Here is a 27000-nt window from a genome sequence, read left to right as displayed (position 1 = left end):
GAGCAGATGATGACCGCAAGTCAGGATTTCGTCGTCAAGGATCTTAGCCTCGCCGATTGGGGCCGCAAAGAACTCGATATTGCTGAAACCGAAATGCCGGGCCTGATGGCCGCGCGCGAAGAGTTCGGCAAATCGCAGCCGCTCAAGGGCGCACGCATTTCCGGTTCCTTGCATATGACAATCCAGACTGCCGTGCTGATCGAAACCTTGAAGGTTCTTGGTGCAGATGTGCGTTGGGCGTCCTGCAATATTTTCTCGACGCAGGATCACGCAGCAGCTGCAATCGCTGCAACTGGCACGCCAGTTTTCGCCATTAAGGGCGAAACCCTTGAGGAATACTGGACTTACACCGATCAGATTTTCCAGTGGTCGGATGGTGAGCCATCCAACATGATCCTCGATGATGGTGGCGATGCCACCATGTATATCCTGATCGGTGCGCGCGCTGAGGCTGGTGAAGACGTTCTTTCCAAGCCTGAAAGCGAAGAAGAAGAAGTTCTGTTTGCACAGATCAAGAAGCGCATGGCCGAAACACCTGGCTTCTTCACGCGTCAGCGCGATGCGATCAAGGGTGTGACCGAAGAAACCACCACAGGCGTCAACCGTCTGTACCAGTTGCAGAAGAAGGGCCTCCTGCCCTTCCCGGCAATCAACGTCAATGACAGCGTCACCAAGTCGAAATTCGACAACAAGTATGGTTGTAAGGAATCGCTGGTCGACGGCATCCGTCGCGGCACAGACGTGATGATGGCTGGCAAGGTTGCTGTCGTTTGCGGCTACGGTGACGTCGGTAAAGGCTCGGCTGCATCGCTCGCTGGTGCTGGTGCCCGCGTGAAGGTTACGGAAGTTGATCCGATCTGCGCGCTTCAGGCTGCAATGGATGGCTTTGAAGTCGTAACCCTGGATGATGCGGCTTCGACTGCTGATATCGTGATTTCGACAACCGGCAACAAAGACGTCATCACGCTTGATCATATGCGCAAGCTGAAAGATATGGCGATTGTTGGCAATATCGGTCACTTCGACAATGAAATTCAGGTTGCTGGACTGCGTAACCTGAAATGGACCAATGTGAAGCCACAGGTTGATCTGGTTGAATTCCCGGATGGCAAGCGCATCATCCTTCTGTCGGAAGGTCGCCTGCTCAATCTCGGCAATGCAACGGGTCATCCAAGTTTCGTGATGTCGGCTTCGTTTACCAATCAGGTTCTGGGTCAGATCGAGCTCTTCACGCGTACTGATGCGTATAAGAACGAAGTCTATGTTCTGCCAAAACACCTTGATGAAAAGGTTGCCCGTCTGCATCTCGACAAGCTCGGCGCGAAATTGACCGTGCTTTCGGACGAACAGGCCGCTTATATTGGCGTAACACCACAGGGTCCGTTCAAGTCAGAACACTACAGGTATTAATTATCTGTTAACCATACTGCTACATCTTGTAGGCCGGACAGTTTAACACTGCCCGGCCTTTATTTTTGCGCGTAACATGCTTCACGCGGAATCCCCGGAAGGGTATTGTGAAGACGAATCAATGTGTTTTGACGGGTGTTTGCGTTCAGCGTTTTTTGCCAATTGGGGTGAAAGACGGATGGCGTATTCAACCGCGAAACATGTCTGGCTCTTTGCATTTGGCGATGTGAGAGAGGCAGAATGGCGTTTTTTGAAATACGGCTGCACCTTTTTAAGGATCGGCAGTCGGGCGGCGGAGACACGGAACATATGCCAGAAGTTGGCTCAACGGGGAGTTTGCAGACACAATCTGCAATCAGCGCAGGCAGGCACCTGAAAGCAACGCTTTCGCTTGGCTTTCGTCCTTTGAAATGGGTTGTTCTCAAGGCTTCAGTCTCTTTTGCCGCATTGGTTGCGGCTGTTCCAGCTTTTGCACAAGGCGCTGAAAACGCAACGCGTATTGCTCTGCCGTTTGGTGGCAGCGTGGGTGCTTTTGAAGTCATCCAGTTTTCGATTTTTCTGGGCGCTTTGGGTGCAGCCCTTCTCTCGGCTGGCTGGCTTATCCGCGATCGCTCGAAAACCGCACAGGAAAACAATGAGCTGCGGTCGCGCCTATCAGATATGAATCTGGCAGCACAGCGCAGTGAAGCACTGCTTAATCTCAAAGACCAGCGCGCCATTGTCTGGGACGCAAATGGCGCGCGCGCTGATGTTGTCGGCCAACTGCCATTTGATAGTGGCGCGCCGCAGGATCGTTCACACTTCCTCGCTTTTGGCCGCTGGTTGCGCCCGCAATCCGTGACCGAGCTTGAGCGTGCGGTTTCCTCCTTGCGCGAACAGGCCCATGCATTCGATCTGACGGTCGAAACCAGCAATGGAACCCTGCTTGACGTCTATGGCCGCACATCGGGAAGTTTTGCGATTGTGCGTTTCTTGGGGCTTCAGGGCGTGCAGGCAGAGCGCGCAGCGCTTCAGGCACAGAACCGCGAATTGTCTGAAAAGCTCGCACTTCTTCGCCACCTGCTTGATCGTCTTGAGCAGCCGGTCTGGCTACGCGGCGCAGATGGTCGTATGGAATGGGTCAATGCCGCCTATGCGCGTGCTGTGGATGCAGTGGACGGCACACAGGCCACATCTGAGCGTCGTGAACTCTTCGGTGCGCAGGCGCGCCAGCGCTTGGAACGTGATCGGTTTGCCGAGCCTGATCTCTATGAAAAACTTCCCGCCGTCATACGTGGCGACCGCCGCGTGTTCGATGTGACAGATGTGAGTGCAGAGGCGGGTTCTGCTGGGCTTGGCTTTGATCTGAGCGAAGTTGAACAGATACGCGAAGAACTGAGCCGCACCCTGAAAAGCCATGCCGAGACGCTCGATCAGCTTTCAACCGCTGTGGCGATTTTCGATCCCGACATGAAGCTGCAATTCTTCAATCAGGCTTTTGTTTCGCTCTGGTCGCTCGACACAGCTTGGCTTGAAACGCATCCAAGCAACACACTGCTGTTTGATCGTCTGCGCTCGGAAGGCAAGCTTCCAGAGCAGCCGGAATGGCGCAAATGGAAGGATTCGCTTCTCGCCGCCTATCGCGCTGTCGAGCCGGAAGAGCATATGTGGCATCTGCCGGATACCCGTATCCTGCGCGTCGTTGCCAATCCGCATCCGCAGGGCGGCGTGACGTGGTTCTTCGAGAACATGACCGAGAAATTCGAGCTTGAAGGCCGTTACAACACGCTGATTAAGGTACAGGGAGAAACGCTCGACCACCTCGGTGAAGCGGTCGCTGTGTTCGGTTCTGACGGTCGTTTGCGTTTGTCCAATCCGTCTTTTGCTGACCTCTGGTCGCTGCCTGCAGCCATTACCGTTGAAGGCACGCATATCTCAACCATTTCCAAGCTTTGCGGTCAGCGCGGCGGAAACGGTCTTTGGGATGACTTTGTTTCCTCTGTCACTGGCTTCCTTGATGAGCGCAACGGCCGTATGGGACAGGTGGAACTGGATGATGGCATCATCCTTTCCTATGCCGTGGTGCCGCTGCCAAAGGGCCAAACGATGCTGACCTTCATCGATGTCAGCGATACGGTGCGCGTTGAACGGGCGCTTAAGGAAAAGAATGAAGCGCTGTCGCTTGCCGATCAGATCAAGAACGACTTTGTGCAGCACGTTTCCTACGAGTTGCGCTCGCCGTTGACCAATATCATCGGCTTTACCGAATTGCTGCAAACGCCTGCCTTCGGTTCGCTGAATGAACGTCAGCTCGAATATCTCGATCATATTGGCACGTCATCTGCCGTGCTTCTGACTATCGTCAACGATATTCTCGATCTTGCAACAGTCGATGCTGGTATCATGCAGCTCGATATTGACGATGTTGCTGTGATGGACGAGATTTCGGCCGCGGCAAAGCGCGTGAGTGAGCGCCTGCAAGAGCATGATATTGCGCTCAATATCGAAATCGCTGACGATGTGGAGTTGTTCAGAGCCGATGCCAATCGCGTGCGTCAGGTGCTGTTCAATCTTCTATCCAACGCTTCCAATTACGCGCCGGAAGGCTCGACTGTTTCGCTGCAAGTTGTGCGCGATGGCACGGATATCCTGTTTGCTGTGCATGATGACGGTCCGGGGATGCCGGGCGATGTGCTTGATACGGTGTTCAAGCGTTTCCAGGCCTATCAGAACGGCGGGCGCAGACGCGGCGTGGGGCTTGGCCTTTCCATCGTGAAGAGCTTTGTCGAATTGCATGGCGGGCGTGTGGAAATTGAAACTGGAGCTGATATTGGTACGACAGTAATTTGTCGCTTCCCATCTGAAGCGCGCAGCTTCCGTGTTGCCGCCGAATAAGGTAAATGGGGCTTTATGAGCACCCCAATCAGTAGCCCGATAACCCATCTTGAATTGTTCCTGCCCGATGAGGCCGCGACCAAACGCTTTGGCGAGGATTTCGCTTTGGCACTGGTCAAAGGCGATCTCGTCACTTTATCGGGCGATCTCGGCGCAGGTAAATCTTCACTTGCACGCGCTGTCATTCGCGCGATTGCCGATGATGAGGGGCTTGAGGTGCCAAGCCCGACATTCACGCTGGTGCAAAGCTATGAGGTGCTGCGCTTGCCCGTCGCTCACGCTGATCTTTACCGGATTTCGCATGGCGAAGAGCTGGATGAACTGGGGCTGGTCGAGTTTCTCGAAGATGGTGTTGTGCTGTCCGAATGGCCGGAGCAGGCGGAAGGTTTTCTGCCAGAGCCAAGCTTTGCCGTCACCTTGACCCACGAAGGGGCGGGACGGCGCATCGCAATTAGCGGGACAGACGCTGCGATTGCTCGTCTTCAACGCACGCTGAAAATCCGCAGTTTCTTAGACAACAACGACCGGGCAGGAGCCACGCGCCGCTATTTGCAGGGCGATGCTTCACCGCGTAAATATGAGATTATCGACAGCGCGCATGGCATAGAAGTGCTGATGAATGCGCCCGCGATGCCCTACGATCCGCCCTTGCGCAATGGCAAGTCCTATCGTCAGCTTGCGCATATTGCAGAGAATATTCAGGCTTTCGTGGCCATTGATGATCTGCTTGCGAAAAATGGCCTGCGCGTGCCGCAAATGCGCGCTGTTGATATTGATGCAGGACTGCTGATCCTCGAAAATCTTGGGCTCGAGGGCATCAGGGCTTCATCGGGTGAGCCTGTGGCTGAACGCTATGAAGCGGCTGGACGGTTTCTTGCGCATCTTCATGGGGTTCAGTGGCCGGATCATGCGCCGGTTGCAGGCTATCCAGATCACATCGTTGCATCTTTTGATCGTGATGCGATGGTCATGGAAGTGAGCCTTGTCGGGCAATGGTATGCGCCACGCATGATGGGCCGCAAGCTGAGTGATGCAGAAGCGCAAGCTTATGAAGCGGCATGGGACAAAGTTCTCGACGCTATTGCCGATTGCGAGAAAAGCCTGCTGCTGCGCGATTACCATTCGCCAAACCTGTTCTGGTTTGAGGATGCGCAAGGCGCAAATAAGATTGGCACAATCGACTTTCAGGACGCGATGATCGGCCCTGCTGCCTATGATGTCGCGTCGCTGGCACTCGATGCTCGCGTGACGATTACGCCGGAGCTCGAAAAGGCAGTGGTGGATGCCTATTGCGATGAACGCCGCAAGCTTGGCCATGTGTTTGATGAAGCGGCTTTCCGCATGGCCTATGCCGCCATGGGTGCGCAGCGCAACGCCAAGCTGCTGGGTCTTTTCGTGCGGCTTGATGAACGTGATGGAAAGCCGCATTATCTCGCGCATCTGCCGCGTATTCACGACTATCTCAGCCGCGTATTAAAGCATCCGGTCATGGCGCCGGTCGCCCGCTGGTTTGATGATCTCGCATTGCTGGAGAAACAATGACACGTCCTGATACAGCGATCATGCTTGCAGCAGGTCTTGGCAAGCGTATGCGCCCGATCACCGAAACCATGCCCAAGCCACTGGTTAAGGTTTCCGGCAAGCCGCTGATCGATTGGGGTTTGGATGCGCTGGCGGGTGCAGGCGTTGAGAATACAATCGTCAATGTTCATTATTTAGCCGACCAACTGATCGATTATCTCGGTAATCGTACAGCGCCGAAAATCACGATCTCCGACGAGCGCGCTCTTCTGCTTGATTCCGCTGGCGGTATCGTCAACGTGCTGCCCCAGCTTCAGAACAAGCCGTTCTACGTACTCAATGCCGATACATTCTGGGTTGGTGATGAAGCGCAGCCGAATATTTCGGCGCTGGCGCATGTCTGGGACGATGCCCGCATGGATATTCTTCTCATGACGGCCCGGCTCGATCAGGCAACGGGTTTTGAAGGCAAGGGCGATTTCGTCGCGGATGAAGAGGGCCGCTTGCGCCGTCTGCGTGATGTCGCGGGCGACCCGGTCATCTATGCCGGTGCAGCAGTCATTCATCCGCGTATTTTTGCCAAAGCCGAGCCGGGTGTTTCATCGCTCAATCGCTATTTTGATGAAGCCATTGCAGCCGGACGTCTTTATGGTATGCCCATGACCGGGCATTGGCTTACGGTCGGAACACCGGAAGCAATTGGCGAGGCGGAGGCTGTGCTTTCCGCAATTGCGTAAGGAGAGCATGGCGGAATGACCATTACGAGGCCGAAGCTTTTTTCCATTCCATCCGGCACAGCTTTTCTACCGGCCTTTGCCAAGGCGCTTCTGGAAGGCCGCCTGATTGAAGGCTTTCCGGGTAACGCATCTGATCCACTGGCATTAGCGAACGCGACCATCTATGTGCCGACGCGTCGTGCAGCGCGTGCGCTTCGTTCCATTCTGGTCGATATGAATCCGGCTAAATCTGCAATCCTTCCGACCATTCGCCCGCTGGGCGATGTGGACGAGGACGCAGCTTTTTTCAACGCAGCCACAAGCGGCGTATTCGATCTTAATCCGCCAATTGGCAAGGCTGAACGGCTGTTGCTGCTGGCGCGGCTCATTCGTCCATGGCGTGAATCGCTGCCTGCGCATGTGCGGGCGCTGTTTGGCGTCGATGATGTTTCAGTTCCCGCAACGACCTCTGACGCGATTTGGCTTGCGCGTGATCTGGCTGGCCTGATGGATCAGGTCGAAACCGACAATGCCAAATGGAGTGAGCTTGCCAGCATTGCGCCCGATGATCTTGCCGACTGGTGGCAGGTCACGCTCGGCTTTCTCGATATTGTCACGAAACTCTGGCCGGAAATTCTGGAAGAACGCAAGCTCTCCAATCCCGCAGCGCACCGCAACGAATTGATCTGGGGTGAGGTGCGGCGACTGCGCGATCATCCGCCGCAAGGTCCTGTGATTGCGGCTGGTTCCACAGGCTCAATCCCCGCGACTGCCGAGCTTGTTTCAGTCATCGCCCGACTGCCGCAAGGTGCTGTGGTTCTGCCCGGACTGGATCGTGATCTTGATGAAGGCGCGTGGAACCTGCTGGGGGCTTCGGATGATAATCCGTCCACCTTCGGCCATCCGCAATATGGTCTCCACAAGTTGCTTAGGGCCATCGGCGTTTCCCGCGATGAAGTCGAGCATATCGAAAATATGCCGGTTAAGAAGCGCGTGCTTGAACGCGTCGTTAGCCAAGCATTGCGCCCGGCAGAGACGACTGACGCATGGAGCCTGCTCAATGATGAGCCTGATATGCGCCCTGAAATATTGCTTCAACACGCCAACAAGATCGATCTGATTGAAACCGCCAATGAGCGCGAGGAAGCGCTGGCAGTGGCTCTGGCGCTTCGCGATGCAATCGCTGATGAGAAAAAGACCGCAGCACTTGTGACCGCAGACCGTAATCTTGCGCGCCGCGTGGTGGGCGAACTCGCCCGCTTTGGCATCGACGCCGATGATTCCGGCGGCCGCCATTTGCGCGATATCGAAACCGCGACGCTGATGCGCCTCATGGTCGAAACCGTGTTCAACCCCGGCGATCCGGTGGCTCTATTAGCGCTGGTTAAGCACCCGATGCTACGGCTTGGCGGCAAGCGTATCGAGCGGCGACTGGCTGCGGAAACGCTTGAACTGGTGGCGTTCCGTGGCGGTACGGGCAGGGCATCGATCATCGATCTTCCCGGCTTTTTCGATCGCCGCATGGAAGAAAGCGCCAGCCAGTCATGGCAACCGGCATGGCACGCGACTGTTACGCCTGACATGATCGAAGCGGCGCGCTCGCTTTGCGTGAGCCTGTCGGAAGCGGTTGCGCCGCTGGCACCTTTTGCCACCATTAACCGGCGAACGGATATTGGCGAGATTACACGGGCAACTGTGGAAGCGCTCGAAAATCTGGCACGCGATGAGAGCGAAAGCGTCACGCGCTATTATTCCGGCGAGCATGGCGAGAAGCTGGCTTCATTTCTGCGTCAGCTTGTGGCGAGTGAAGCGGGACTGGATTTTGAGGCTATTGAATGGCCCGCAATTCTTGAAGCTCTGATGTCGGGCGAAACCGTCAAGCCGCATCCGGGCGGCCATCCGCGCGTTTTCATCTGGGGTGCGCTGGAAGCGCGTTTGCAGACCATGGATACGTTGGTGATTGGTGGTCTCAACGAAGGAACATGGCCCGCCAAGACGCGCAACGACCCGTTCATGTCGCGCCCTATGAAGGCGATGATCGCGCTTGATCCACCTGAGCGCCGTACTGGCCTTGCAGCACATGATTTTCAGATGGCGCTTGGCATGGATCATGTCGTGCTTTCGCGTTCGCAGCGTTCTGATAATGCGCCGACGATTCCGTCGCGCTGGTTGCAGCGGCTTGAAACGGTGCTGGGTTCAGATGTGACCAAGGATATGCGCTTGCGTGGGCAACGTTTCATCCATTGGGCGCGTGAAATCGATCAGGCACCCGATGTGCCGTTCGTTAAACGCCCGGAACCGGCACCGCCTGTAAGCGCGCGACCCAAGCATTTTTCAGTCACGGAAATCGAAACCCTTCGTCGCGATCCTTATGCGATCTTTGCCAAAAAAATTCTGAAGCTGCGCCCGCTGGAGCCGCTGATCCGCGATCCGGCAGCCGCAGAACGTGGGACGCTTTTTCACGACATTCTTGGACATTTTACCGAAGAGGGCATCGATCCGCTGGCGCCGGATGCGAGCGCGCAACTTGAAGAATTTGGCCGGCATTTCTTTGGCGAAATGGATCTGCCCATTGAGATCGAAGCAGTCTGGTGGCCGCGTTTTACCGCTCTTATTCCGCAATTCCTCGAATGGGAGCGGGAACGCGCTTACAATGTTCAAACCCGCTTTGCCGAAATTTCGTCGGATAAGCGCGAGGTTGAAAGTCTTGGCATCACTTTGTCGGGCCGTGCCGATCGTATTGATCTGATGCGCGACGGAACTGCGGAAGTGATCGACTATAAGACCGGCTCCACGCCATCTCCACGACAGGCGCATGTCCTCTTGTCACCCCAGCTGGCGCTGGAAGCCGCTCTTCTTGTGCGCGGTGCGTTTCGCGAACTGGGTTCTGTTCGCGCGTCTGATCTGACCTATGTGCGCTTGCGGGCAGGCGGAGAGGTGAAGCCGGAATCGATTTTGAAGATCGGTCGGCCACCATCAGAAAAGACCGCACCCGCCCTTGGCGAAGAGGCTTGGCAAAGATTGGCGCAGCTGCTTGCTGAATATCAGAATCCGGCTAAGGGTTATCTTTCCCGCGCGCTTCCTTTTCGTGAGACAGATTTGACTGGCGATTATGATCATCTTGCACGCGTGCTGGAATGGTCCGCTGGTGGTGATGCTGGCGGGGAGGGCGGCGAATGAAAAAGCAACGGATTATTCCAAAGGAAACAATCGAGGCACAGGCCAGTGCCGCCAATCCACTGGCCTCTGTCTGGGTGTCGGCGAATGCCGGTTCGGGTAAGACTCACGTTTTGACCGAGCGCGTTATCCGGCTGCTGCTCGAAGGCACTGACCCGTCAAAAATCCTCTGTCTCACCTATACCAAGGCGGCAGCAGCCGTCATGCAGAACCGCGTCTTTGCGCGATTGTCCGAATGGGCAATGTTGCCAGATGAGGATCTGGCTGACAGGCTTATCAAGCTTGAAGGCAGGCGCCCGGGAGCGACACGACTTGCCGTTGCACGCAGGCTTTTTGCGCGCGCGCTTGAAACACCGGGCGGGTTGAAAATCCAGACCATCCACGCATTTTGCGAAGCGATCCTGCATCAGTTCCCTCTTGAGGCGAATATTGCAGGCCATTTTGAGATGATGGATGATCTCATGCAGGTGGCTCTTGTCGGCGAAGCGCGACGCACACTGCTTGAGACCGCACATGGCGGCGGTGATCCGGAACTGGCAAACGCCTTTGCCGATGTCATGCAGGCAGCAGGCGAGATGGGTTTGCAGGCACTGCTTGATGAGGCTGTTGGTCGCCGCAATGGCTTGCAGCAATATATTTCGGCGCTTGGTAATGCGGATGAGCGCAGCGAGACTTTGCACAGGCATTTCCGTTTCCGGCCAGACACGCGCGAATCCGATTTGCTGGATGATATGTGGCCGGTGCCGGAATTTTCCGACGATGCACTCGATCTCATTTTGTCGATCCAAAAGGGTGCGGCACGCGCGCATGATTTTGCGTTGCAGCTCAAGCAATATGACAAGGTCAAAAGCAGCTTCGACAAGGAAGCCGTTCTGCGCGCTTCCTTCCTGAAAGCCACCGGCGAAGCCAAATCTGGTTCCTATGTCAGATCGAGCGCGGTCAAAAAGCTGCTGCCGGATTTCGAAGAAGATTTTAATGCTGCCGCTTCCCGGGTGGAACTTGGTCTCGACAAGATCAAGGAATTGCGGCTGATCCGGCTCAATCTCGCGGCACTCACACTCATTGATAATCTTCTGCAGCGCTATCATGACTTGAAGCGCAAGCGCGGTCTGCTCGACTTTGAAGACCTGATTACCCGCACGGTTGCACTTCTGGCGCGTGATGGGGCGGGGCAATGGGTACAGTATAAGCTTGATCGCGGCATTGATCATATTCTCGTCGATGAAGCACAGGATACCAGTCCCGATCAGTGGCAGGTTATCCGTATGCTGTCGGAGGAGTTTTTCTCCGGCCTCGGTCAGCGTAATGTGCAGCGCACGCTGTTTGCCGTCGGCGATGAAAAACAGTCGATCTACTCGTTTCAGGGCGCTATCCCGGAAGATTTTGCAGCACAGGGCAGGGCGGTCAGCATCAGAGCGCAAGATGCCGAGCTTAAATTCGAGCGCGTCAGCCTCAACTTTTCGTTCCGTTCGGCACCCGACGTTTTGCAGGCCGTGGACGAGGTTTTTGCACGCCCCGAAGCCAATCGCGGCTTGTCAGGGGCCACCGTTCACTCCGCCATCCGCGACAACGAGCCGGGCGAGGTGGAAATTTGGGATATGCTGACGCCGGACGTGGTGGAGGAGCCCGACGACTGGCGCGTTCCGGTCGATCATTTGCAGGCACCCGCCATAAAGCTTGCCGAGCAGATTGCAGCAACCATTCGCTACTGGCTTGATCGCGGCGAGACCATTCCGGGGCAGAACCGCAAACTCGCGCCAAAAGACATTATGGTGCTGGTGCGTAAGCGTGATCAGTTCATGCCAGCACTTTCGCGTGCACTTAAAAACCTCTCCGTGCCGGTGGCTGGTGCTGATCGTCTCAAGCTGACAAGCCATATCGCTATTCAGGATCTGATGGCATTGGGACGTTTCGTGTTGCAGCCGTCAGATGATTTGTCATTGGCTTCGCTTCTCAAAAGCCCGCTGTTTGGCTGGGATGATGACAGGCTGTTTGCGCTGGCCCATCCGCGCAAGAGTGGCGAAACGTTGTTTGAGCGCCTTTATCATGCATCCCTTGAAGAACCGACGCTGATCGGCGTGCATAAGACGCTGAGCCGTTGGCGCAATATGGCCGACACCATGCCGATCTTCGAGTTCTATGCGCGAATCTTGAGTGCCGATGGTGCAAGGCGTAAGCTTCTGGCGCGGCTTGGACCGGAAGCGGGCGATATTATCGATGAATTCCAGAACTACGCGCTTTCGGCTGAACGCGCTGGTCTGCCGGGTATGCAGGCTTTTCTGGAAACGCTTGATGCAGCCTCGCCGCAGATCAAGCGCGAACTGGATCAGGGCCGAAACGAAGTGCGTATCATGACGGTTCATGCCGCCAAGGGGCTTGAGGGCGCTGTGGTGTTTCTGGTTGATCCGGGCAATGCCGTCTGGAGCGGAACACGCGCGCCCAAGCTGATCCCGTTTGATCTCAGCAGTGACGGGCCACAGGTGAAAGGCTATCTCTGGCAGCCCAATGCGGGTTATCAGACCGGCTTTCTGGCATCGCAGATTGAAGGCTTGAAGGCCCGTGCCGAAGAAGAATATCGCCGCCTGCTTTATGTAGGCATGACGCGTGCGGAAGATAAGCTGATTGTCTGTGGCTATCGCGGTTCGCGTGAAAGCGGCGAGACATGGCACAGGCTGGTTGAAGATGCTTTGACCACAAAAGCCGAAACTTTCGTGCATCCGGTATCGGGTGTTGCCGCCCGACGCTATCGCAACACGCCGCGCAGTCTTACAGAGATTGCAGAGCCGGAAGTGGAAAAGGTGGCAGAGCTGCCGCCGTTGCCGCTCGACTATCTGAAGCCCATAAAGCCAGAGCCGGGTCTGCCACGTCCGCTTGCGCCGTCTGGTGCATCGGCACTGATCGAAGCGGATGAGGAGCCACCGCTCGATACGCTGTCACCGGTTCTGGGATTGGGTGGCGAGACGTCGGCTTTCGCGTTAAGGCGCGGTACTGCGATCCATATGCTGCTGCAATATCTGCCAGAAGTGGCCGCGAATGAGCGCGAGAATCTTGCACAGGACTATCTGGCACGCATTGCTGCCGACTGGCCGGAAGCTGAACGCGCGAAAGCCTGGGCGAGTGTTGCAACAATTCTGGCCGATCCAAAGTTTGCGCCGGTCTTCGCCAGCGGATCGCGTGGTGAAGTGGCGGTCATGGGCACGATCAATCTCGGCGGAAAAGATCATGCCGTATCGGGCCAGATCGACCGCATCAGCGTCGATGAAAACCGCGTGCTGATCGTTGATTATAAAACCAATCGCCCTCCACCAAAGACCATTGAAGCCGTGCCTTTTGCCTATCGCGCACAACTGGCGCTCTACCGCGAATTGCTTGCGCCCCTTTATCCGGGACGGGTCGTCGAGGCCGCTTTGCTTTTCACCGAAGGCCCGTATTTGCTACCATTGCCGGAGAATGTACTCAATGAAGCATTGCAGGCTCTAAGTGACTCTCAAGGAAAGGTTACTAACCAGAACTTGACGGATGGCAGTCAACACGCCACATGATATGGTCAAAGGAGCGATTTCTTGATGAGTCTTTCGCTCTCAAACAGATATGAGGATAGCCCTATGGCAACCGTAAAGGTCGATAACAGCAATTTTCAGTCGGACGTTCTTCAGTCGAGCGAGCCAGTCGTCGTGGATTTCTGGGCTGAATGGTGCGGTCCTTGCAAGATGATCGCTCCTGCTCTTGACGAAATCGCCGCTGAAATGGCTGGTCAGGTGAAGATCGCCAAGGTCAATATCGACGAAAATCCAGAACTCGCAGCACAGTTTGGCGTTCGCTCGATCCCAACATTGCTGATGTTCAAGGACGGAGAACTTGCAGCCAACATGGTTGGTGCAGCTCCAAAGAGCCGCCTTGCTGACTGGATCAAGGCTTCTGCTGCTTAATCAGCGAAGTTTGCTAAATATGAAAAACCCGGCCTATAAGCCGGGTTTTTTGTTAATTTGGTGGTGTTCCATTGTCGCGCAGCACTTCACCTGCCAGATAAAGTGAGCCACCAATCAGAATGCGCGGCGGGGCTTCATCAGGCGCCCATGTATCGCGTAGAATCTTGAGCGCGTTTTCAACCGAATGTACCGGTTCTGCCGAAAGCCCGGCCTTCTGTGCGCTGATTGCCAGCTCATTATTCGGGATGCCTGCATCGCTTGACGGGATCGGCACGGTAAAGACATGGCGTGCCATGCCCGCAAAGGCCTCAAAATAACCGACAGGGTCTTTGGTGTTGATCATGCCGGTTATCAGGAACAAAGGCCGTGTGGAGCGCTCTTCAAGATCGCCAAAGGCTTCCGCGATTACCATGCCTGCGCCGGGATTATGTCCGCCATCAAGCCAGATTTCTGATGCCGTGGGTGCCAGATCAACAAGTGCGCCATGGGTCAGGCGCTGCATACGCGCAGGCCAGTCCACAACCATCATGGCTTTTTCAGCGGCCTTGTCGGTAATGGTGAAACCAGCCATTTGCACGGCTTCAATGGCAGCAGCAGCATTGGCAAGTTGGTGACGGCCAGGCAGACGGGGCAGCGGCAGATCAATCAGCGCGTCCTCGTTCTGGAAAACCATACGGCCATGTTCCTCGAATGCGAGGAAATCCTGACCATAGATCGAAAGTGGGCAATCGAGCCGGTCAGCAGTCGAGATCAGCACTTCACGCGCTGCGTCAAACAGCTGAAAGCCAATGACGACAGGGCAGTCTTTTTTGATAATGCCAGCTTTTTCCGCGGCAATCAGTTCAACGCGGTCGCCCAGAAATGCCTGATGATCGATAGAAATCGGCATGATCAGCGATACGGCTGGATCAGTAATCACATTGGTCGCATCAAAGCGTCCGCCAAGGCCAACTTCCATGATCACCACATCGGCGGGATGCTCGGCAAATAGCACAAAGGCAACGGCGGTGAGTATCTCGAAAACCGTGATGTACTGACCGTCATTGGCGGCTTCAACGCGCTCAATGGCTTCGGCCAGAACATCGTCGGAAACGAATTTACTGCCATTTTTGGAAGCGAGCCGATAGCGCTCATGCCAGTTGACGAGATGCGGCGAGGTATGGACGTGAACGCCAAAGCCGCTCGCCTCCAGAAGCGCGCGGCAGAAGGCAGTTGCCGATCCCTTGCCGTTGGTTCCGGCAATGTGGATGACGGGCGGCAGGTTCAGGTGCGGATTGCCAAGCTTTTCCAGCAGACCGCGAATGCGGTCCAGTGAAAGATCAAACCCTTTGGGATGCAATTGCATCAGCCGTTCGATGACGGCATCCGCTTTTCCTGTCACGATTAAGCCGCCTTGCTGTCAGCTTCTGGCTTCTTTGGCGCAGGTGCCTTTACCGGCACATCACTGTTGGCTGGCTGCCGGGTCATGATTTTGAGCAAGCTCGCGATGGTTGATTTCAGCTCAAGGCGCGAGCAAACCATATCCACCATGCCATGTTCCATCAGATATTCAGCGCTCTGGAAGCCTTCTGGCAGCTTTTCGCGAATGGTCTGTTCGATCACGCGAGGACCAGCAAAGCCGATCAGTGCCCCCGGTTCTGCAATGTGAATATCGCCGAGCATTGCATAGGAAGCCGTGACGCCGCCGGTGGTCGGGTTAGTGAGAACGACGATGTAAGGCAGACCTGCTTCTTTGAGCATTTCGACCGCAACAGTGGTGCGCGGAAGCTGCATGAGCGACAGAATGCCTTCCTGCATACGTGCACCGCCTGATGCTGCAAACAGAACCAGCGGACGCTTCAATTCAATGGCTTTCATGAAGCCCTGAATGATGGCTTCGCCAGCACCCATGCCGAGCGAGCCGCCCATGAAACCGAAATCCTGAACGGTTGCGACAATCGGCAGACCTTCAATTGTGCCAAGACCATTGGTGATCGCGTCTTCCATGCCGGTGCGCGCACGATAGTCTTTCAGACGGTCGATATATTTCTTTTCGTCGCGGAATTTCAGCGGATCGACCGGAACTTTCGGGCTTTCCAGCGTTGTGTATTCGCCATTGTCGAAGAAGAAACGCAGACGGTCCTTGCCCTTGATGCGCATGTGATGGCCGGAACCCGGAATCACGAACTGATTGCTTTCAAGGTCTTTATGGAACACCATTTCGCCGGTCGATGGATCCTTGATCCAAAGATTTTCCGGCATCTCGCGACGTCCGAGCATCGAATTGATCTTTGGACGAACGTAGTTGGTGATCCAGTTCATGACGTTTGCTTCCGTTTCTTGTTCTTCAAAAAACTCGTTATTTTACGCATGTCGTTATCGGAAATTGGCTTTCCACTTTTCCGCGACATGCTCTCTTGCTGCCTAAATGGACGATTTATTGGGCAGCTTCAAGGCGTGTTGCGCGAACACTTGCTGCCAATGCACTGACAAGTTTCGTCACAGCGGCTGCCGGATCGCCCTTTACCTTGCCATTTTCATCGAGCTCGAGCGCCACTGCATTGACGATTGCAGTACCCACAACCACACCGTCAGCAGCTTCCGCAATGGCTGCGGCCTGTTCCGGGGTCTTCACACCAAAGCCCACACAAATTGGCAGATCGGTGCTCTTCTTGATGTGGCGCACAGCATCGGCAACGCGGCTTGTATCGGCAATCGCCGAGCCGGTAATGCCGTTCATCGAGACATAATAGACAAAGCCCGACGAATTATGCAGCACTTTGGGCAGGCGCTTATCATCGGTGGTTGGTGTCGTCAGGCGGATGAAATTGAGACCCGCAGCCGTTGCCGGAATGCAGAGTTCCTTGTCCATCTCAGATGGCAGATCGACAATGATAAAGCCATCAATGCCGGATGTTTTTGCATCGGCAAGGAAGCGCTCGACGCCATAAATATAAATCGGATTGTAATAGCCCATCAGGACGATTGGCGTGGTGTCGTCTTCCTTGCGGAAGTCAGCAGCCAGTTGCAAGGTCTTTTTCAGAGTCTGTCCGGCATTGAGCGCGCGCAGACCAGCGGCCTGAATAGCAGGGCCATCGGCCATCGGATCAGAAAAAGGCATACCAAGCTCGATCACATCGGAGCCTGCTTTTGGCAGCGCCTTCATGACGTTGAGCGATGTTTCATAATCGGGGTCGCCGCCCATGAAATAGGTAACCAGCGCCGGACGTCCTTCGGACTTGAGCGATGCAAATTTGGTGTCGATGCGTGTGGTCATACCGTGCCCCGTGGCAAAATGCGCGTAAGATATTCGGCGGTGGATTGGCCAGACATGGCCGTTTCCATCCAGGCGCGCCGTTCAAAGTCAATGATTCCAAGCTCCCAGACGCAGGCCATCAATAAAGGCTGCGCTGGTTCAAATTCGATCTCGTCGCCAAGCTCAGACTGCCAGAGAATCTGCGTTGCGATGCCGCCTTCCAGCCACCAGTGCAGAAGCAGCCACAGGCTTTCTTCGCCCTGATGCAGAATGGCAAAGCCAGCACCCAGATGCGGCGTATGCTCTAGCTTGTCTGCAGCAGATGCGATCTGCCTGCGTGTAATGCCGAGAGCTGATTCAGCCAGTGGATTGGAGGGATCGGCTTCAATGATGCTGAGCTTGATTGTTGCCGACCCACACTCCGTCAGTCCGTCGAACCATGCGGCGCGCGGTCTGTAAGCATTGGCGTCGACAACAGTATTGCTCATGTCGTCCTCACATATCCATGCCGAGCAGCTGCCCGACCGTGTGAACATCCTTATCGCCGCGACCGGAGAGATTGACGATCATCACCTGATCCTTGCCCATGGTTGGGGCCATTTTCACAGCTTGCGCAATCGCGTGAGCGGATTCAAGTGCTGGAATAATGCCTTCAACGCGGGTGCAAAGCTGGAAAGCTTCCAGCGCTTCGTCGTCGAGGATTGGCACATATTCAACGCGACCTGAATCCTTGAGCCATGAATGCTCAGGACCAACGCCCGGATAATCAAGGCCTGCGGAAACCGAATGGCCTTCAAGAATCTGGCCGTCTTCGTTCTGCAAAAGATAGGTGCGGTTGCCATGCAGAACGCCGGGGCTGCCTGCGCTCATCGATGCGCAATGCTCAACGCCATCGAGGCCACGCCCGCCCGCTTCAACGCCAACGATCTTAACCGATGAATCATCTAAGAACGGATGGAAGAGACCGATTGCGTTCGATCCACCACCGACAGCAGCGACGATCACGTCGGGCAAACGGCCTTCCTGTTCGAGAATCTGCTTGCGCGCTTCCACGCCGATGACCGACTGGAAATCGCGCACCAGTTCCGGATAAGGAGCGGGACCCGCAGCGGTACCGATCAGGTAATAGGTGTCATCAACATTGGTGACCCAATCGCGCAATGCTTCGTTCATCGCGTCTTTGAGCGTGCCATTGCCAGCGGTAACAGGGATTACTTCAGCACCCAGAAGCTTCATGCGGAACACATTTGGCTTCTGACGCTCAACGTCAGTGGCACCCATATAAACAACGCAAGGCAGGCCAAAACGCGCTGCAACGGTCGCCGATGCAACACCGTGCTGACCAGCGCCGGTTTCAGCGATGATGCGGGTTTTGCCCATGCGCTTTGCAAGCAGAATCTGGCCAAGGCAATTGTTGATCTTGTGGCTGCCGGTATGGTTCAGATCTTCGCGCTTGAAGTAAATCTTCGCGCCGCCCAAATGCTTGGTCAGTCCTTCAGCATAATAGAGCTTGGAAGGGCGACCGGCATAATAGGTCGAGAGATTGGAAAGCTCGGCCTGAAATTCAGGATCGGTCTTTGCCGTCTCATAGGCTTCCTGCAATTCGAGGATCAGTGGCATCAGTGTTTCGGCGACAAAGCGTCCGCCAAAAATGCCGAACATGCCTTCTTCATCCGGGCCTGTCTTGTAGGAATTGGGTTCAACCGGCTTGTTCAATGCTGCCACTCCGTCATGTGCAGGCTATTGTCTGGCATCAGACACAGCCTGAAAAAAATCATTGATAAGACGCACGTCCTTTTCACCGGGCGCGCGCTCTACACCGGACGATACATCAATACCCGGCGCACGCGTTTTGTGCAGCGCCTCGGCAATGTTGCCCGCATTTAGTCCACCGGAAAGCATGTAATCGACGCTGTCGTCAAGCGCGTCGAGCAATGCCCAGTCAAAGGATACACCATTGCCGCCCGGAAGGTCAGAACCTTTCGGCGGCTTGGCGTCAAAAAGAAAGCGATCCGCGATGCCCTGATACGGCGCGATTACCGCAAGATCGTCGGCCTCGCGAATGGCAAAGGCTTTTATCACCGGCAGGCCATAGCGCTTTTTTACATCAGCCACGCGTTCCGGCGTTTCATGGCCATGGAGTTGCAGTATATCCGGCTGCAATTCACGCACGATTTCATCAAGCGTTTCATCATCGGCATCAACGGTGACGGCAACCACTTTGGCGCGGCCTTTCGCTGCTTCACGCAGACGTCCGGCATCGGCAGGCGTTAAGTGCCGCGGGCTTTTGGGAAAAAAGATAAAGCCAATATGCGTCGCACCGCCATCAAGCGCAGCAGCGACTGCTTCCGGCGTTTTAAGGCCACATATTTTTATATCAAAAACCATGGGGTTTCCGTCGCACATATTGTGAGCCGACTCAAGCTGTTCCGGCTTCAACGCGCGGGGCCGCGTCATCATAGCCCCGTGATATTAGGTAGTCATAGGCTTCCATAACCTCAAGGGGAACGGCTTGCGCAACCTGAAAGCCAAGTGCCGGATATTCGAGAATGCGTCGCAGATCACCAACCATCTCGCGCACCAGCTTCTCAAAATCATGCCCCGCTGTTGGCTGATCTCTAAAAGATGTCGCAGGTGCGGTGACGAATGCGCGTGCTTCCGGCCATTGCCTGTCAACGGTTGCCCGCACCCGGCGCTGGGTTTGCGGTTTGGTCACAAAGATCGGGCTGATTGTTCCTGCAACCATGATTTCGCGTGCGAAAAGTATGTTCTCGCCGATATTGGTGGCTTTCGGCTCAATAATGATCGCGCTCTCAGGTACACCTTCAGCGATGGCGATTTCCGCGAAGGCTTCGGCCTCTGATGCCTTGTAAAGCCCTTTGGTCCAGTTGCCGCTATGGCCTGTGAACATGAGCCAGTTGGCAAGGCCTTGCAGATAAAGTTCGGCAGCGTGCTTTGCGACGCGGGTGTCGTAGCTGCCGAGCCCGATAATCACATCGGCGGCGATAGGTTCATCCGAGAGGCAATGGTAATCCCACAGCGCCCGTGCAGCAGTTTGAATGTCTGATGTCATGTAAAATCGATAGCCTGTAATGCGCTGCCATTGCGCTTCAGCCATGCTTTGCAGCGCTCTGTATCAGGGCAAAGCTCATGGCAGAGTTTCCAGAATTTCGGCCCGTGGTTCATCTCAATCAGATGGGCCACTTCATGGGCGACGAGATAATTAATGACGGGCGCAGGCGCCATGCCGATACGCCACGAAAAAGAAAGCACGCCATCGGAAGTACACGACCCCCAGCGGCTTTTGGTATCCTTGAACCGAACCGCTTTGGCTTTGCGACCCACGGTTGTCGTGTGACGGGTAACAAGCTGTTCAATATCGCGTTTGACTTCGCGCTTAAGGTAATCGGCAATACGCCGCGAAAGATGTGCGGGATCGCCATGAACGAGCAGAACATTGCCTTCCAGCAAATCCACTGTGCCGCGTCCGGGCTGATGGGTGATGAGATGCGGCACGCCGCGAATGGGTATTTTTACACCCGCACGAAGGCCAGCCTGATCGGGCATTTTGGCAATGCGGCTCTCAATCCAGCCCTGATGGCGGACCAGAAAACTCTGAACTTCGCGGTCTGGTAGGCCGGGCGGAATGGTTACGCGCAGCCCTTTGCCGCCGGTTTCAATTCGCAATGTCAGACGTTTGGCGCGTGGGTTTTCCAGCACGCGCAAAGGCAGTTCGCGCCCCGCAACCGCATGTATGCGTTCGCGTGTGACGACAGACGGCTTTTTCGGTGCAGATCGAAATAAGGAAAAACCCATGCCTTAAAGATAGGTGATTCGCATAAAAATCCAGAAATTTTTAATGTTCCAAGCAAAACGGCGCAGACAAAGCCTGCGCCGTTTACAGTTTAGATCGGGATTATAGCCACTAGATCGTAGTTATATCGCTCGCATCATTTTTCTTTGCAGAAGCACGGCGTTCATTCATGAAGCGGTCAAACTCTTCCTTGTCGCGGGCGCGGCGAAGTTCTGTCGCATAGGCTTCAAACTCAGCCCGGGCTTCTTCCAGCTTGCGGCGTTCTGCGGCCAGGCGGTCGAGTTCTTCACGACGCCATTCGTCGAAAGCAGCATTGCCGGTGGTGCCACCAAAATTGAAGCTTTCGCTTTTGTTACAATTGCGGAAAGAGCCAAACACAGAGTCGGTCTTTTCGTTGACTTGGCGTTTAAAATCACCGAGGCGATCACCCCAGATGATATAGGCAAGCATGGCGAGGCCAAGCGGCCAGAAGAAGATAAAGCCCAGCACCATCAGCGCAATCGTCGCTGGTGTCCATGCGGGGCGGATCAATGCAGAATTGGTCATGGTCTACTCCGTCAGTTTAAAGGCCGTTCGCTTAGTCTCGCGGCTTGAAATTGACGTGGTAAATCAATTAGGGCTTTTCAAGAATACCGTCTGCTTGCTCCCGCCAAACGGGAGCTAAGCAATGTGATTATCTCGGAAATTTTTTACGTAAATGTTCGAGTGCTGCCACCCCAAGACCAGCAACCAGTGCCCAGAAGGCGGAACCGACGCCAAAAAAGGCAATGCCGGAGGCAGTCACTGCGAAGGTGACGATAGCTGCAAGCCGCTCTTCTTCAACTTTTAGCGCCAGCGCCATCGCGTTGATGAACGGGCCGCTTAATGCAAGACCAGCAACCAGCGCGATGAGTGTGACGGGCAGCACGGCAAAGATTGCGACCAGCGACGCGCCGAACAGTGCAAATATTATATAATAGACCGCATAGACCGGGCCGGTCATCCAGCGCTTTTTAGGGTCAGGATGCGCATCTGGATTGGTGCAAAGCGCCGCTGAGATTGCCGCAAGATTGCTGGTTGCTGCACCAAAGGGCGCGGTCAGCAGCGAGAAAAAACCGGTTACACGCAGAGCAGCACTTGTCGGTGGCTCATAGCCTGAAGCGCGCAACACCGCGAAGCCCGGCAGATTTTGCGAGGCCATGGTCACGATATAAAGCGGCAAAGCGATGCCGATCATTGCGCCAATGTGAAACTCCGGCCAGATCAGTGTGAGTGTCGAGATTTCCGGCGCAGGCAGTTGAGGCACGCGGGCGGACATAAGCGCATAGGCCATACCCAGCACGAGCACGGCAATGACCGCCAGCGACGGATTAAACAGCCGCACAATGAAGAACAAAGCCACCAGAGGCAGCACGAAAGCAGGATCAAGCGAAACGGATTTCGCAGCCGCAATCACAAAACTCAGCAGCACACCTGCCAGCATGCCAGATGCGACCGATGCCGGAATACGCGAAACCAGCGTGGAAAGCGGACGGATTAGTCCGGTCAGGATCAGCGCTAGCGCTGTGACGATGAATGCGCCCACCGCTTCCGGCATGGTGAAGCCAACGCTTGCACCAATCAGTGCCAGTCCCGGCGTGGACCATGCGGCGATGATCGGCATTTTGTAGCGCACACTTAGCCATGCGGATGAACCGGCAATGGCTAAGCACACCGCTGTCACCCAGCTTGCAGTTTCGGCTTGTGTTGCGCCGAGTACATTGGCGGCTGCAACAATCAGCGCCAGCGTACTACCAAAGCCAACGATTGCTGCGACTGCTGCGGACGCAAAAACCGAAACGCGCATGCTTATTCTCCGAGAGATATACGTTCAGCGAGACCTGAAACGGTGCGGATCAGAAGTTCCAGATCCTGCGGACGCGACAGACGATGGTCGCCATCGCGCACCAGTGTCAGCGTCACATCATCGACAGGCAGATGCTCAACGAGCTTGAGCGCATGCTGATAAGGCACCGCCTCATCCTGCATTCCCTGCAGAATATGCACTGGGCAACCCGTTTCGATGATTCCTTTGAGAACCAGATTGTTACGACCATCTTCGATCAATGCGCGCGTATAGATATATGGGTTTGGCGAATAGTCCGAAGGTTCTTCAAAATAACCCTGTTCGATCAGGTCTTTTTTCTGCGCATCGGTCAGCGAGGGTTCGACAAGCTCCGCAGTGAAGTCGGGGGCGGGTGCGATCAGAACAATTCCTGCTGGTGATTTACCGATCTTCTTCAATTCCTGCGCCATACGCAGCGCGATCCAGCCGCCCATGGATGATCCGACGAGAATCTGTGGGCCTTGCGTATATTTGGCTAAAACCGCGAGGCTTTCATTCAGCCAGCGTGAAATTGTGCCCTGATTGAAGTCACCACCCGACTCACCATGGCCGGAATAATCAAGACGCAACACGGAACGTCCGGTTTTTTCAGCCCACTCATCAAGAACGACAGCTTTGGTGCCAAGCATGTCCGAACGATAGCCACCGAGCCAGACAACGCCCGGCGCAACCTGTCCCGTGCGATTGCGGACGGCAATATTCGCGCCATCAACGTCAATAAAATCTGGTTCAGCGGCACTCATGTCTCGTCTCCTGATTTGGCAGGCAATTTTTCAAGTGGTTTTCATTTGCCATTTATGACGGGCGGAGAAAACCTCACTCCCTTGAAATAATAGGAATTGTGACCGATATGTCGCTTACCACTCCCGAAACACTTCTTTCTTTGCCTTTATTTATCCGGGGGTGATTTTCCCTGTCAAAGATGCTATTGACTTTACCGCTCGCTTGACCACATTTCCGCGTTAAACAGGGGTTTGATGGGAAACGGTCGTGGCGGGCCACGAAATTGAATTGCCTATATCGTTAATAATCAGGAGATAACGACCATTCGCCGACCGTTCAGAGCGACGCCGGTCCAGAAAGACGGACCGCGCTCCAACCGTGATATCCGGGTTCCCCGGGTCCAGCTTATTGATGCCGAAGGCCACAACCACGGCAGTATCGCCACTCAGGACGCCATTGCGATGGCGGAAGAAGCGGGCCTCGATCTCGTTGAGATCGTGCCAAACGCTGAACCACCTGTGTGCAAGATCGTGGATCTCGGCAAGCTGAAATATCAGAATCAGAAAAAAGCCTCCGAAACACGCAAAAAGCAGAAGACGGTCGAAATCAAAGAAATTAAGATGCGACCAAACATCGACACGCATGATTATGACGTGAAGATGAAAGCGGCTCAGCGTTTCTTTGATGATGGCGATAAGGTGAAGTTCACCCTGCGTTTCCGCGGTCGTGAAATGGCGCATCAGGAGCTCGGTATGAAGCTTCTCATCCGCGTCAAGGAAGACACTGCGGAGATCGCAAAGGTCGAGGCAGAGCCTAAGCTTGAAGGCCGTCAGATGATGATGGTTCTTGCTCCACGCTGATCTAATGTTTTTTTGCCTTTGAAAAGCCGCCTTCGGGCGGTTTTTCTTTGCCCGGAATAATCCTCTCTTAGAGATCATCATGAAAACACTAAGTGAACTGGGCAAATATCAGCAAAAACGTCGTCTTGCGATTGCCATTGTAATCGGGTTTCTTGTGTTCGCGCTGTTGTTTGTGCGCTCGCAATCAACCGACCATATGCACGAATATATCGAAGCCTTCGGTATCAGTTTGATCGTTGCTGCGATTCTCGGTCGTATGTGGTGCACGCTTTATATTGGCGGTCGCAAAAGTGCGGAAATCGTGCAGACTGGCCCCTATTCGATGACGCGCAACCCGCTTTATGTGTTCAGCAGCATCGGCGCGATTGGTATCGGCGCACAGACCGGCAGCATCATTATTGCGCTTGCTTTTGGTTTGCTTTGTTATCTGGCTTTCGCAACTGTCATCCGTACCGAAGAAAAGTTTTTGAAAACCAACTTCGGCAAGCCCTATGAAGCTTATTGTGCGAGCGTGCCGCGCTTTTTTCCAAAATTCTCGCTGTTCCGCGATGAAGACGAATTGCGCGTAAAACCGGATCGGCTTTATCGCACATTCACCGATGGTCTGGTGTTCTTTGTGGCCTATCCGTTCTTTGAATTCATCGAATATCTTCAGGGCATCGGCTCATTGCCGGTTTTGCTGCGACTTTATTGAGTTTGAGGCGCGATTCAGCTTGATTCAGGCCGATTCAGGCATTGCGTTTTTCAGGCTTTACGCCTATAAGCCGCCTTCGAACCGCCCGGCAGGGCATGCCGTGGCGGTTTCGCATGCTTTTCGGACTTGGTCGGTCCGGGAGTAAATCAAGGTTCCGGTATTTTGCAGATACGGACGCTTTTTAAACAAGAGGCGTGGAGTGCTGCAAGCACGACAGGGACTAAACAAAGGAGTAGCAAAATGCCCAAGATGAAGACCAAATCGGCTGCTAAAAAGCGGTTCAAAATTACTGGCACTGGCAAAGTTGTAGCTGCGGCTGCAGGCAAGCGCCATGGCATGATCAAGCGCTCGAACAAGTTCATTCGCGATGCACGCGGCACCATGGTGCTCTCGGACGCAGACGCGAAGATCGTAAAACAGTTCCTGCCTAACGGCCTCTAAGCCGTCTATCCTCTAAGGAGATCATCACATGGCACGTGTAAAACGCGGCGTAACTTCCCACGCCAAGCACAAAAAAGTTCTCGATCAGGCTTCCGGTTTCCGTGGCCGTCGTAAAAATACAATCCGCACCGCTAAGGCTGCTGTTGATCGTTCGAAGCAGTATGCTTACCGCGATCGCAAGAACCGCAAGCGTACATTCCGCGCTCTCTGGATTCAGCGTATCAACGCTGCTGTTCGTGAGCATGGTCTTACCTACGGCCGTTTCATCGATGGTCTTGGCAAAGCAGGTATCGAAATCGACCGTAAGGTTCTTTCCGACATCGCAATCCATGAACCAGATGCATTCGGTGCGCTGATTGCTTCTGCTAAGAAGGCACTTGAATACCTTAAGGGTACAGAGACGCCAAACGCTTTTGAAGGCGCTGTTCGCTAAGCCAGCCCTTCCCAAGTGATATTTTGAATTTTGGGAACCCGCGCTGGCTTGGCTGGCGCGGGTTTTTCTTTCTGTTATGCCTTGCAGGCCTGAGAGTATCACTGCCCAAGAGGCGTAAAGTGCCGCAGGCGCGACAGGGACTTAAATCAAGAGGCGTCGAGTGTCCCTTGGACACGAGAGGGATATAGACAATGAGCGATCTTGAACAACTCGAACAAACTATTCTTGGCGAAATCGCCGCTGCCAATGATGAGCAGGCGATTGAAGCGGTGCGCGTTGCAGCACTCGGCAAAAAGGGCACTATCTCTGAAAAGCTGAAGACGCTGGGCAGCATGTCGCCGGAAGAGCGGCAGGCGCAGGGTCCGGCTATCAATGGCCTAAAGAACCGCGTGACCGAAGCACTGACCGAACGCAAAACAGAGCTGCGCAAGCAAGCCATTGCAGCGCGCCTTGAGCGCGAAAAGCTTGATGTCACGCTTCCTGTTCGCGAAGGTGCAGCATCACGCGGTCGCATTCATCCGATTTCTCAGGTTATCGATGAAATTACTGCGATCTTCGCGGATATGGGTTTTTCGATTGCCGAAGGTTCGGACATTGAAACCGACTATTACAACTTCACGGCGCTGAACTTCCCCGAAGGTCATCCGGCGCGCGAAATGCACGACACGTTCTTCTTCAATGCTGATGAGAAGGGCGAGCGCAAGCTGCTGCGCACGCACACCTCGCCGGTGCAGGTGCACACGATGGAGAAGTTTGCCGCCATTCGCGATAAGGAAGGCCGCGACGAGCCGATTCGCATCGTCATTCCGGGCAAGACCTATCGCATGGATTCCGACGCCACCCATTCGCCGATGTTCCATCAGGTCGAAGGTCTGGTTGTCGATAAGTCGGCCAATGTCGCGAATATGAAGTGGGTGCTGGAAGAATTCTGTAAGGCATTCTTTGAAGTGCCAAACGTCACGATGCGGATGCGTCCGAGCTTCTTCCCGTTCACCGAGCCATCGGTTGAAGTTGATATTCAGTGCGACCGTTCTGGCCCGCATGTGAAATTTGGCGAAGGCACTGACTGGCTCGAAATTCTGGGCTGCGGCATGGTGCATCCGAATGTGCTGCGCGCTTCAGGCTATGACCCGGACGTCTATCAGGGCTTCGCATGGGGTATGGGTATCGACCGTATCGCGATGCTGAAATACGGCATGCCTGATCTGCGCGCCTTCTTCGATGCCGATGTGCGCTGGCTCAACCATTATGGTTTCCGTCCACTCGACCTGCCGACGCTGTTCGGCGGTCTGAGCGCGTAAAGACAGGA

The 27000-nt window shown here is 54.9% G+C and carries 23 protein-coding genes; 12 read left to right on the top strand and 11 right to left on the bottom strand.

Going from position 1 to position 27000, the window contains the following annotated elements:
- Positions 1-9 precede the first annotated feature (9 nt).
- The 7 genes from ahcY (at position 10) to trxA (ending at position 13627) form a co-directional block, all read left to right on the top strand.
- Positions 10-1410, top strand: a complete 1401-nt coding sequence (ahcY, locus tag ACOZHT_RS05380) for an adenosylhomocysteinase (RefSeq protein ID WP_339509119.1) — start codon at positions 10-12, stop codon at positions 1408-1410.
- Positions 1411-1719: 309 nt separating this feature from the next.
- Positions 1720-4284 carry a sensor histidine kinase gene (locus ACOZHT_RS05375; RefSeq protein WP_339509506.1) on the top strand — a complete coding sequence of 855 codons (2565 nt, stop codon included), beginning with the start codon at positions 1720-1722 and terminating at the stop codon, positions 4282-4284.
- Between the two features lie 15 nt (positions 4285-4299).
- Complete coding sequence (tsaE, locus tag ACOZHT_RS05370) at positions 4300-5826, top strand: tRNA (adenosine(37)-N6)-threonylcarbamoyltransferase complex ATPase subunit type 1 TsaE (protein WP_421565360.1); 1527 nt, start codon at positions 4300-4302, stop codon at positions 5824-5826.
- Positions 5823-6542, top strand: coding sequence for a nucleotidyltransferase family protein (locus ACOZHT_RS05365; RefSeq protein WP_339509120.1), 720 nt, complete (start codon positions 5823-5825; stop codon positions 6540-6542). The genes tsaE and ACOZHT_RS05365 overlap by 4 nt, the downstream gene beginning before the upstream one ends.
- A gap of 15 nt (positions 6543-6557) precedes the next feature.
- On the top strand, positions 6558-9701 hold the full coding sequence (addB, locus tag ACOZHT_RS05360) for a double-strand break repair protein AddB (RefSeq protein WP_339509121.1): 3144 nt from the start codon (positions 6558-6560) through the stop codon (positions 9699-9701).
- A complete protein-coding gene (addA, locus tag ACOZHT_RS05355; RefSeq protein WP_339509122.1) occupies positions 9698-13240 on the top strand; it encodes a double-strand break repair helicase AddA in 3543 nt (1180 codons plus the stop codon). The genes addB and addA overlap by 4 nt, the downstream gene beginning before the upstream one ends.
- 63 nt (positions 13241-13303) lie before the next feature.
- On the top strand, positions 13304-13627 hold the full coding sequence (trxA, locus tag ACOZHT_RS05350; protein WP_007872546.1) for a thioredoxin: 324 nt from the start codon (positions 13304-13306) through the stop codon (positions 13625-13627).
- 52 nt (positions 13628-13679) lie between these two features.
- Here the strand turns inward: trxA and ACOZHT_RS05345 are convergent, their stop codons facing one another.
- The 11 genes from ACOZHT_RS05345 to ACOZHT_RS05295 form a co-directional block, all read right to left on the bottom strand.
- Entirely contained in the window at positions 13680-14972 is a 1293-nt protein-coding gene (locus ACOZHT_RS05345) for a bifunctional folylpolyglutamate synthase/dihydrofolate synthase (protein ID WP_421565398.1), read from the bottom strand.
- A gap of 38 nt (positions 14973-15010) precedes the next feature.
- The gene (gene accD, locus ACOZHT_RS05340; protein ID WP_339509124.1) at positions 15011-15928 is read right to left on the bottom strand and encodes an acetyl-CoA carboxylase, carboxyltransferase subunit beta; all 918 of its coding nucleotides are present in this window, start codon (positions 15926-15928) and stop codon (positions 15011-15013) included.
- Positions 15929-16043: 115 nt separating this feature from the next.
- Positions 16044-16883 carry a tryptophan synthase subunit alpha gene (gene trpA, locus ACOZHT_RS05335; protein ID WP_339509125.1) on the bottom strand — a complete coding sequence of 280 codons (840 nt, stop codon included), beginning with the start codon at positions 16881-16883 and terminating at the stop codon, positions 16044-16046.
- Complete coding sequence (locus tag ACOZHT_RS05330) at positions 16880-17350, bottom strand: hypothetical protein (protein ID WP_339509126.1); 471 nt, start codon at positions 17348-17350, stop codon at positions 16880-16882. The genes trpA and ACOZHT_RS05330 overlap by 4 nt, the downstream gene beginning before the upstream one ends.
- Before the next feature lie 7 nt (positions 17351-17357).
- Entirely contained in the window at positions 17358-18578 is a 1221-nt protein-coding gene (trpB, locus tag ACOZHT_RS05325; protein WP_339509127.1) for a tryptophan synthase subunit beta, read from the bottom strand.
- 24 nt (positions 18579-18602) lie between these two features.
- Positions 18603-19250: a phosphoribosylanthranilate isomerase gene (locus ACOZHT_RS05320; protein WP_339509128.1), complete on the bottom strand. Its 648-nt coding sequence runs from the start codon at positions 19248-19250 to the stop codon at positions 18603-18605.
- A gap of 31 nt (positions 19251-19281) precedes the next feature.
- Complete coding sequence (locus ACOZHT_RS05315; RefSeq protein ID WP_339509129.1) at positions 19282-19935, bottom strand: YdcF family protein; 654 nt, start codon at positions 19933-19935, stop codon at positions 19282-19284.
- Entirely contained in the window at positions 19932-20678 is a 747-nt protein-coding gene (locus tag ACOZHT_RS05310) for a M48 family metallopeptidase (RefSeq protein ID WP_421565359.1), read from the bottom strand. The genes ACOZHT_RS05315 and ACOZHT_RS05310 overlap by 4 nt, the downstream gene beginning before the upstream one ends.
- 109 nt (positions 20679-20787) lie before the next feature.
- Entirely contained in the window at positions 20788-21222 is a 435-nt protein-coding gene (locus ACOZHT_RS05305) for a DUF2852 domain-containing protein (protein WP_339509131.1), read from the bottom strand.
- 127 nt (positions 21223-21349) lie between these two features.
- A complete protein-coding gene (locus tag ACOZHT_RS05300; RefSeq protein ID WP_339509132.1) occupies positions 21350-22501 on the bottom strand; it encodes a benzoate/H(+) symporter BenE family transporter in 1152 nt (383 codons plus the stop codon).
- A gap of 2 nt (positions 22502-22503) precedes the next feature.
- A complete protein-coding gene (locus ACOZHT_RS05295) occupies positions 22504-23283 on the bottom strand; it encodes an alpha/beta hydrolase (RefSeq protein ID WP_339509133.1) in 780 nt (259 codons plus the stop codon).
- Between the two features lie 303 nt (positions 23284-23586).
- On the opposite strand from ACOZHT_RS05295, the gene infC reads away from it, so the two are divergent.
- From infC to pheS, 5 genes are all read left to right on the top strand, one after another.
- Entirely contained in the window at positions 23587-24123 is a 537-nt protein-coding gene (gene infC / locus ACOZHT_RS05290; RefSeq protein ID WP_339509508.1) for a translation initiation factor IF-3, read from the top strand.
- A gap of 79 nt (positions 24124-24202) precedes the next feature.
- A complete protein-coding gene (locus ACOZHT_RS05285; protein WP_421565358.1) occupies positions 24203-24817 on the top strand; it encodes a methyltransferase family protein in 615 nt (204 codons plus the stop codon).
- 240 nt (positions 24818-25057) lie between these two features.
- On the top strand, positions 25058-25258 hold the full coding sequence (gene rpmI, locus ACOZHT_RS05280; RefSeq protein ID WP_007872654.1) for a 50S ribosomal protein L35: 201 nt from the start codon (positions 25058-25060) through the stop codon (positions 25256-25258).
- 28 nt (positions 25259-25286) lie between these two features.
- Positions 25287-25691: a 50S ribosomal protein L20 gene (gene rplT, locus ACOZHT_RS05275; protein ID WP_094505915.1), complete on the top strand. Its 405-nt coding sequence runs from the start codon at positions 25287-25289 to the stop codon at positions 25689-25691.
- A 191-nt stretch (positions 25692-25882) separates the two neighbouring features.
- The gene (gene pheS / locus ACOZHT_RS05270) at positions 25883-26992 is read left to right on the top strand and encodes a phenylalanine--tRNA ligase subunit alpha (RefSeq protein ID WP_339509135.1); all 1110 of its coding nucleotides are present in this window, start codon (positions 25883-25885) and stop codon (positions 26990-26992) included.
- The last annotated feature ends 8 nt before the right edge of the window (positions 26993-27000 follow it).

Source organism: Ochrobactrum sp. EDr1-4, from assembly GCF_049199085.1.
Classification (GTDB): Bacteria; Pseudomonadota; Alphaproteobacteria; order Rhizobiales; family Rhizobiaceae; genus Brucella.
This window is presented reverse-complemented; position numbering and strand designations above follow the sequence as displayed.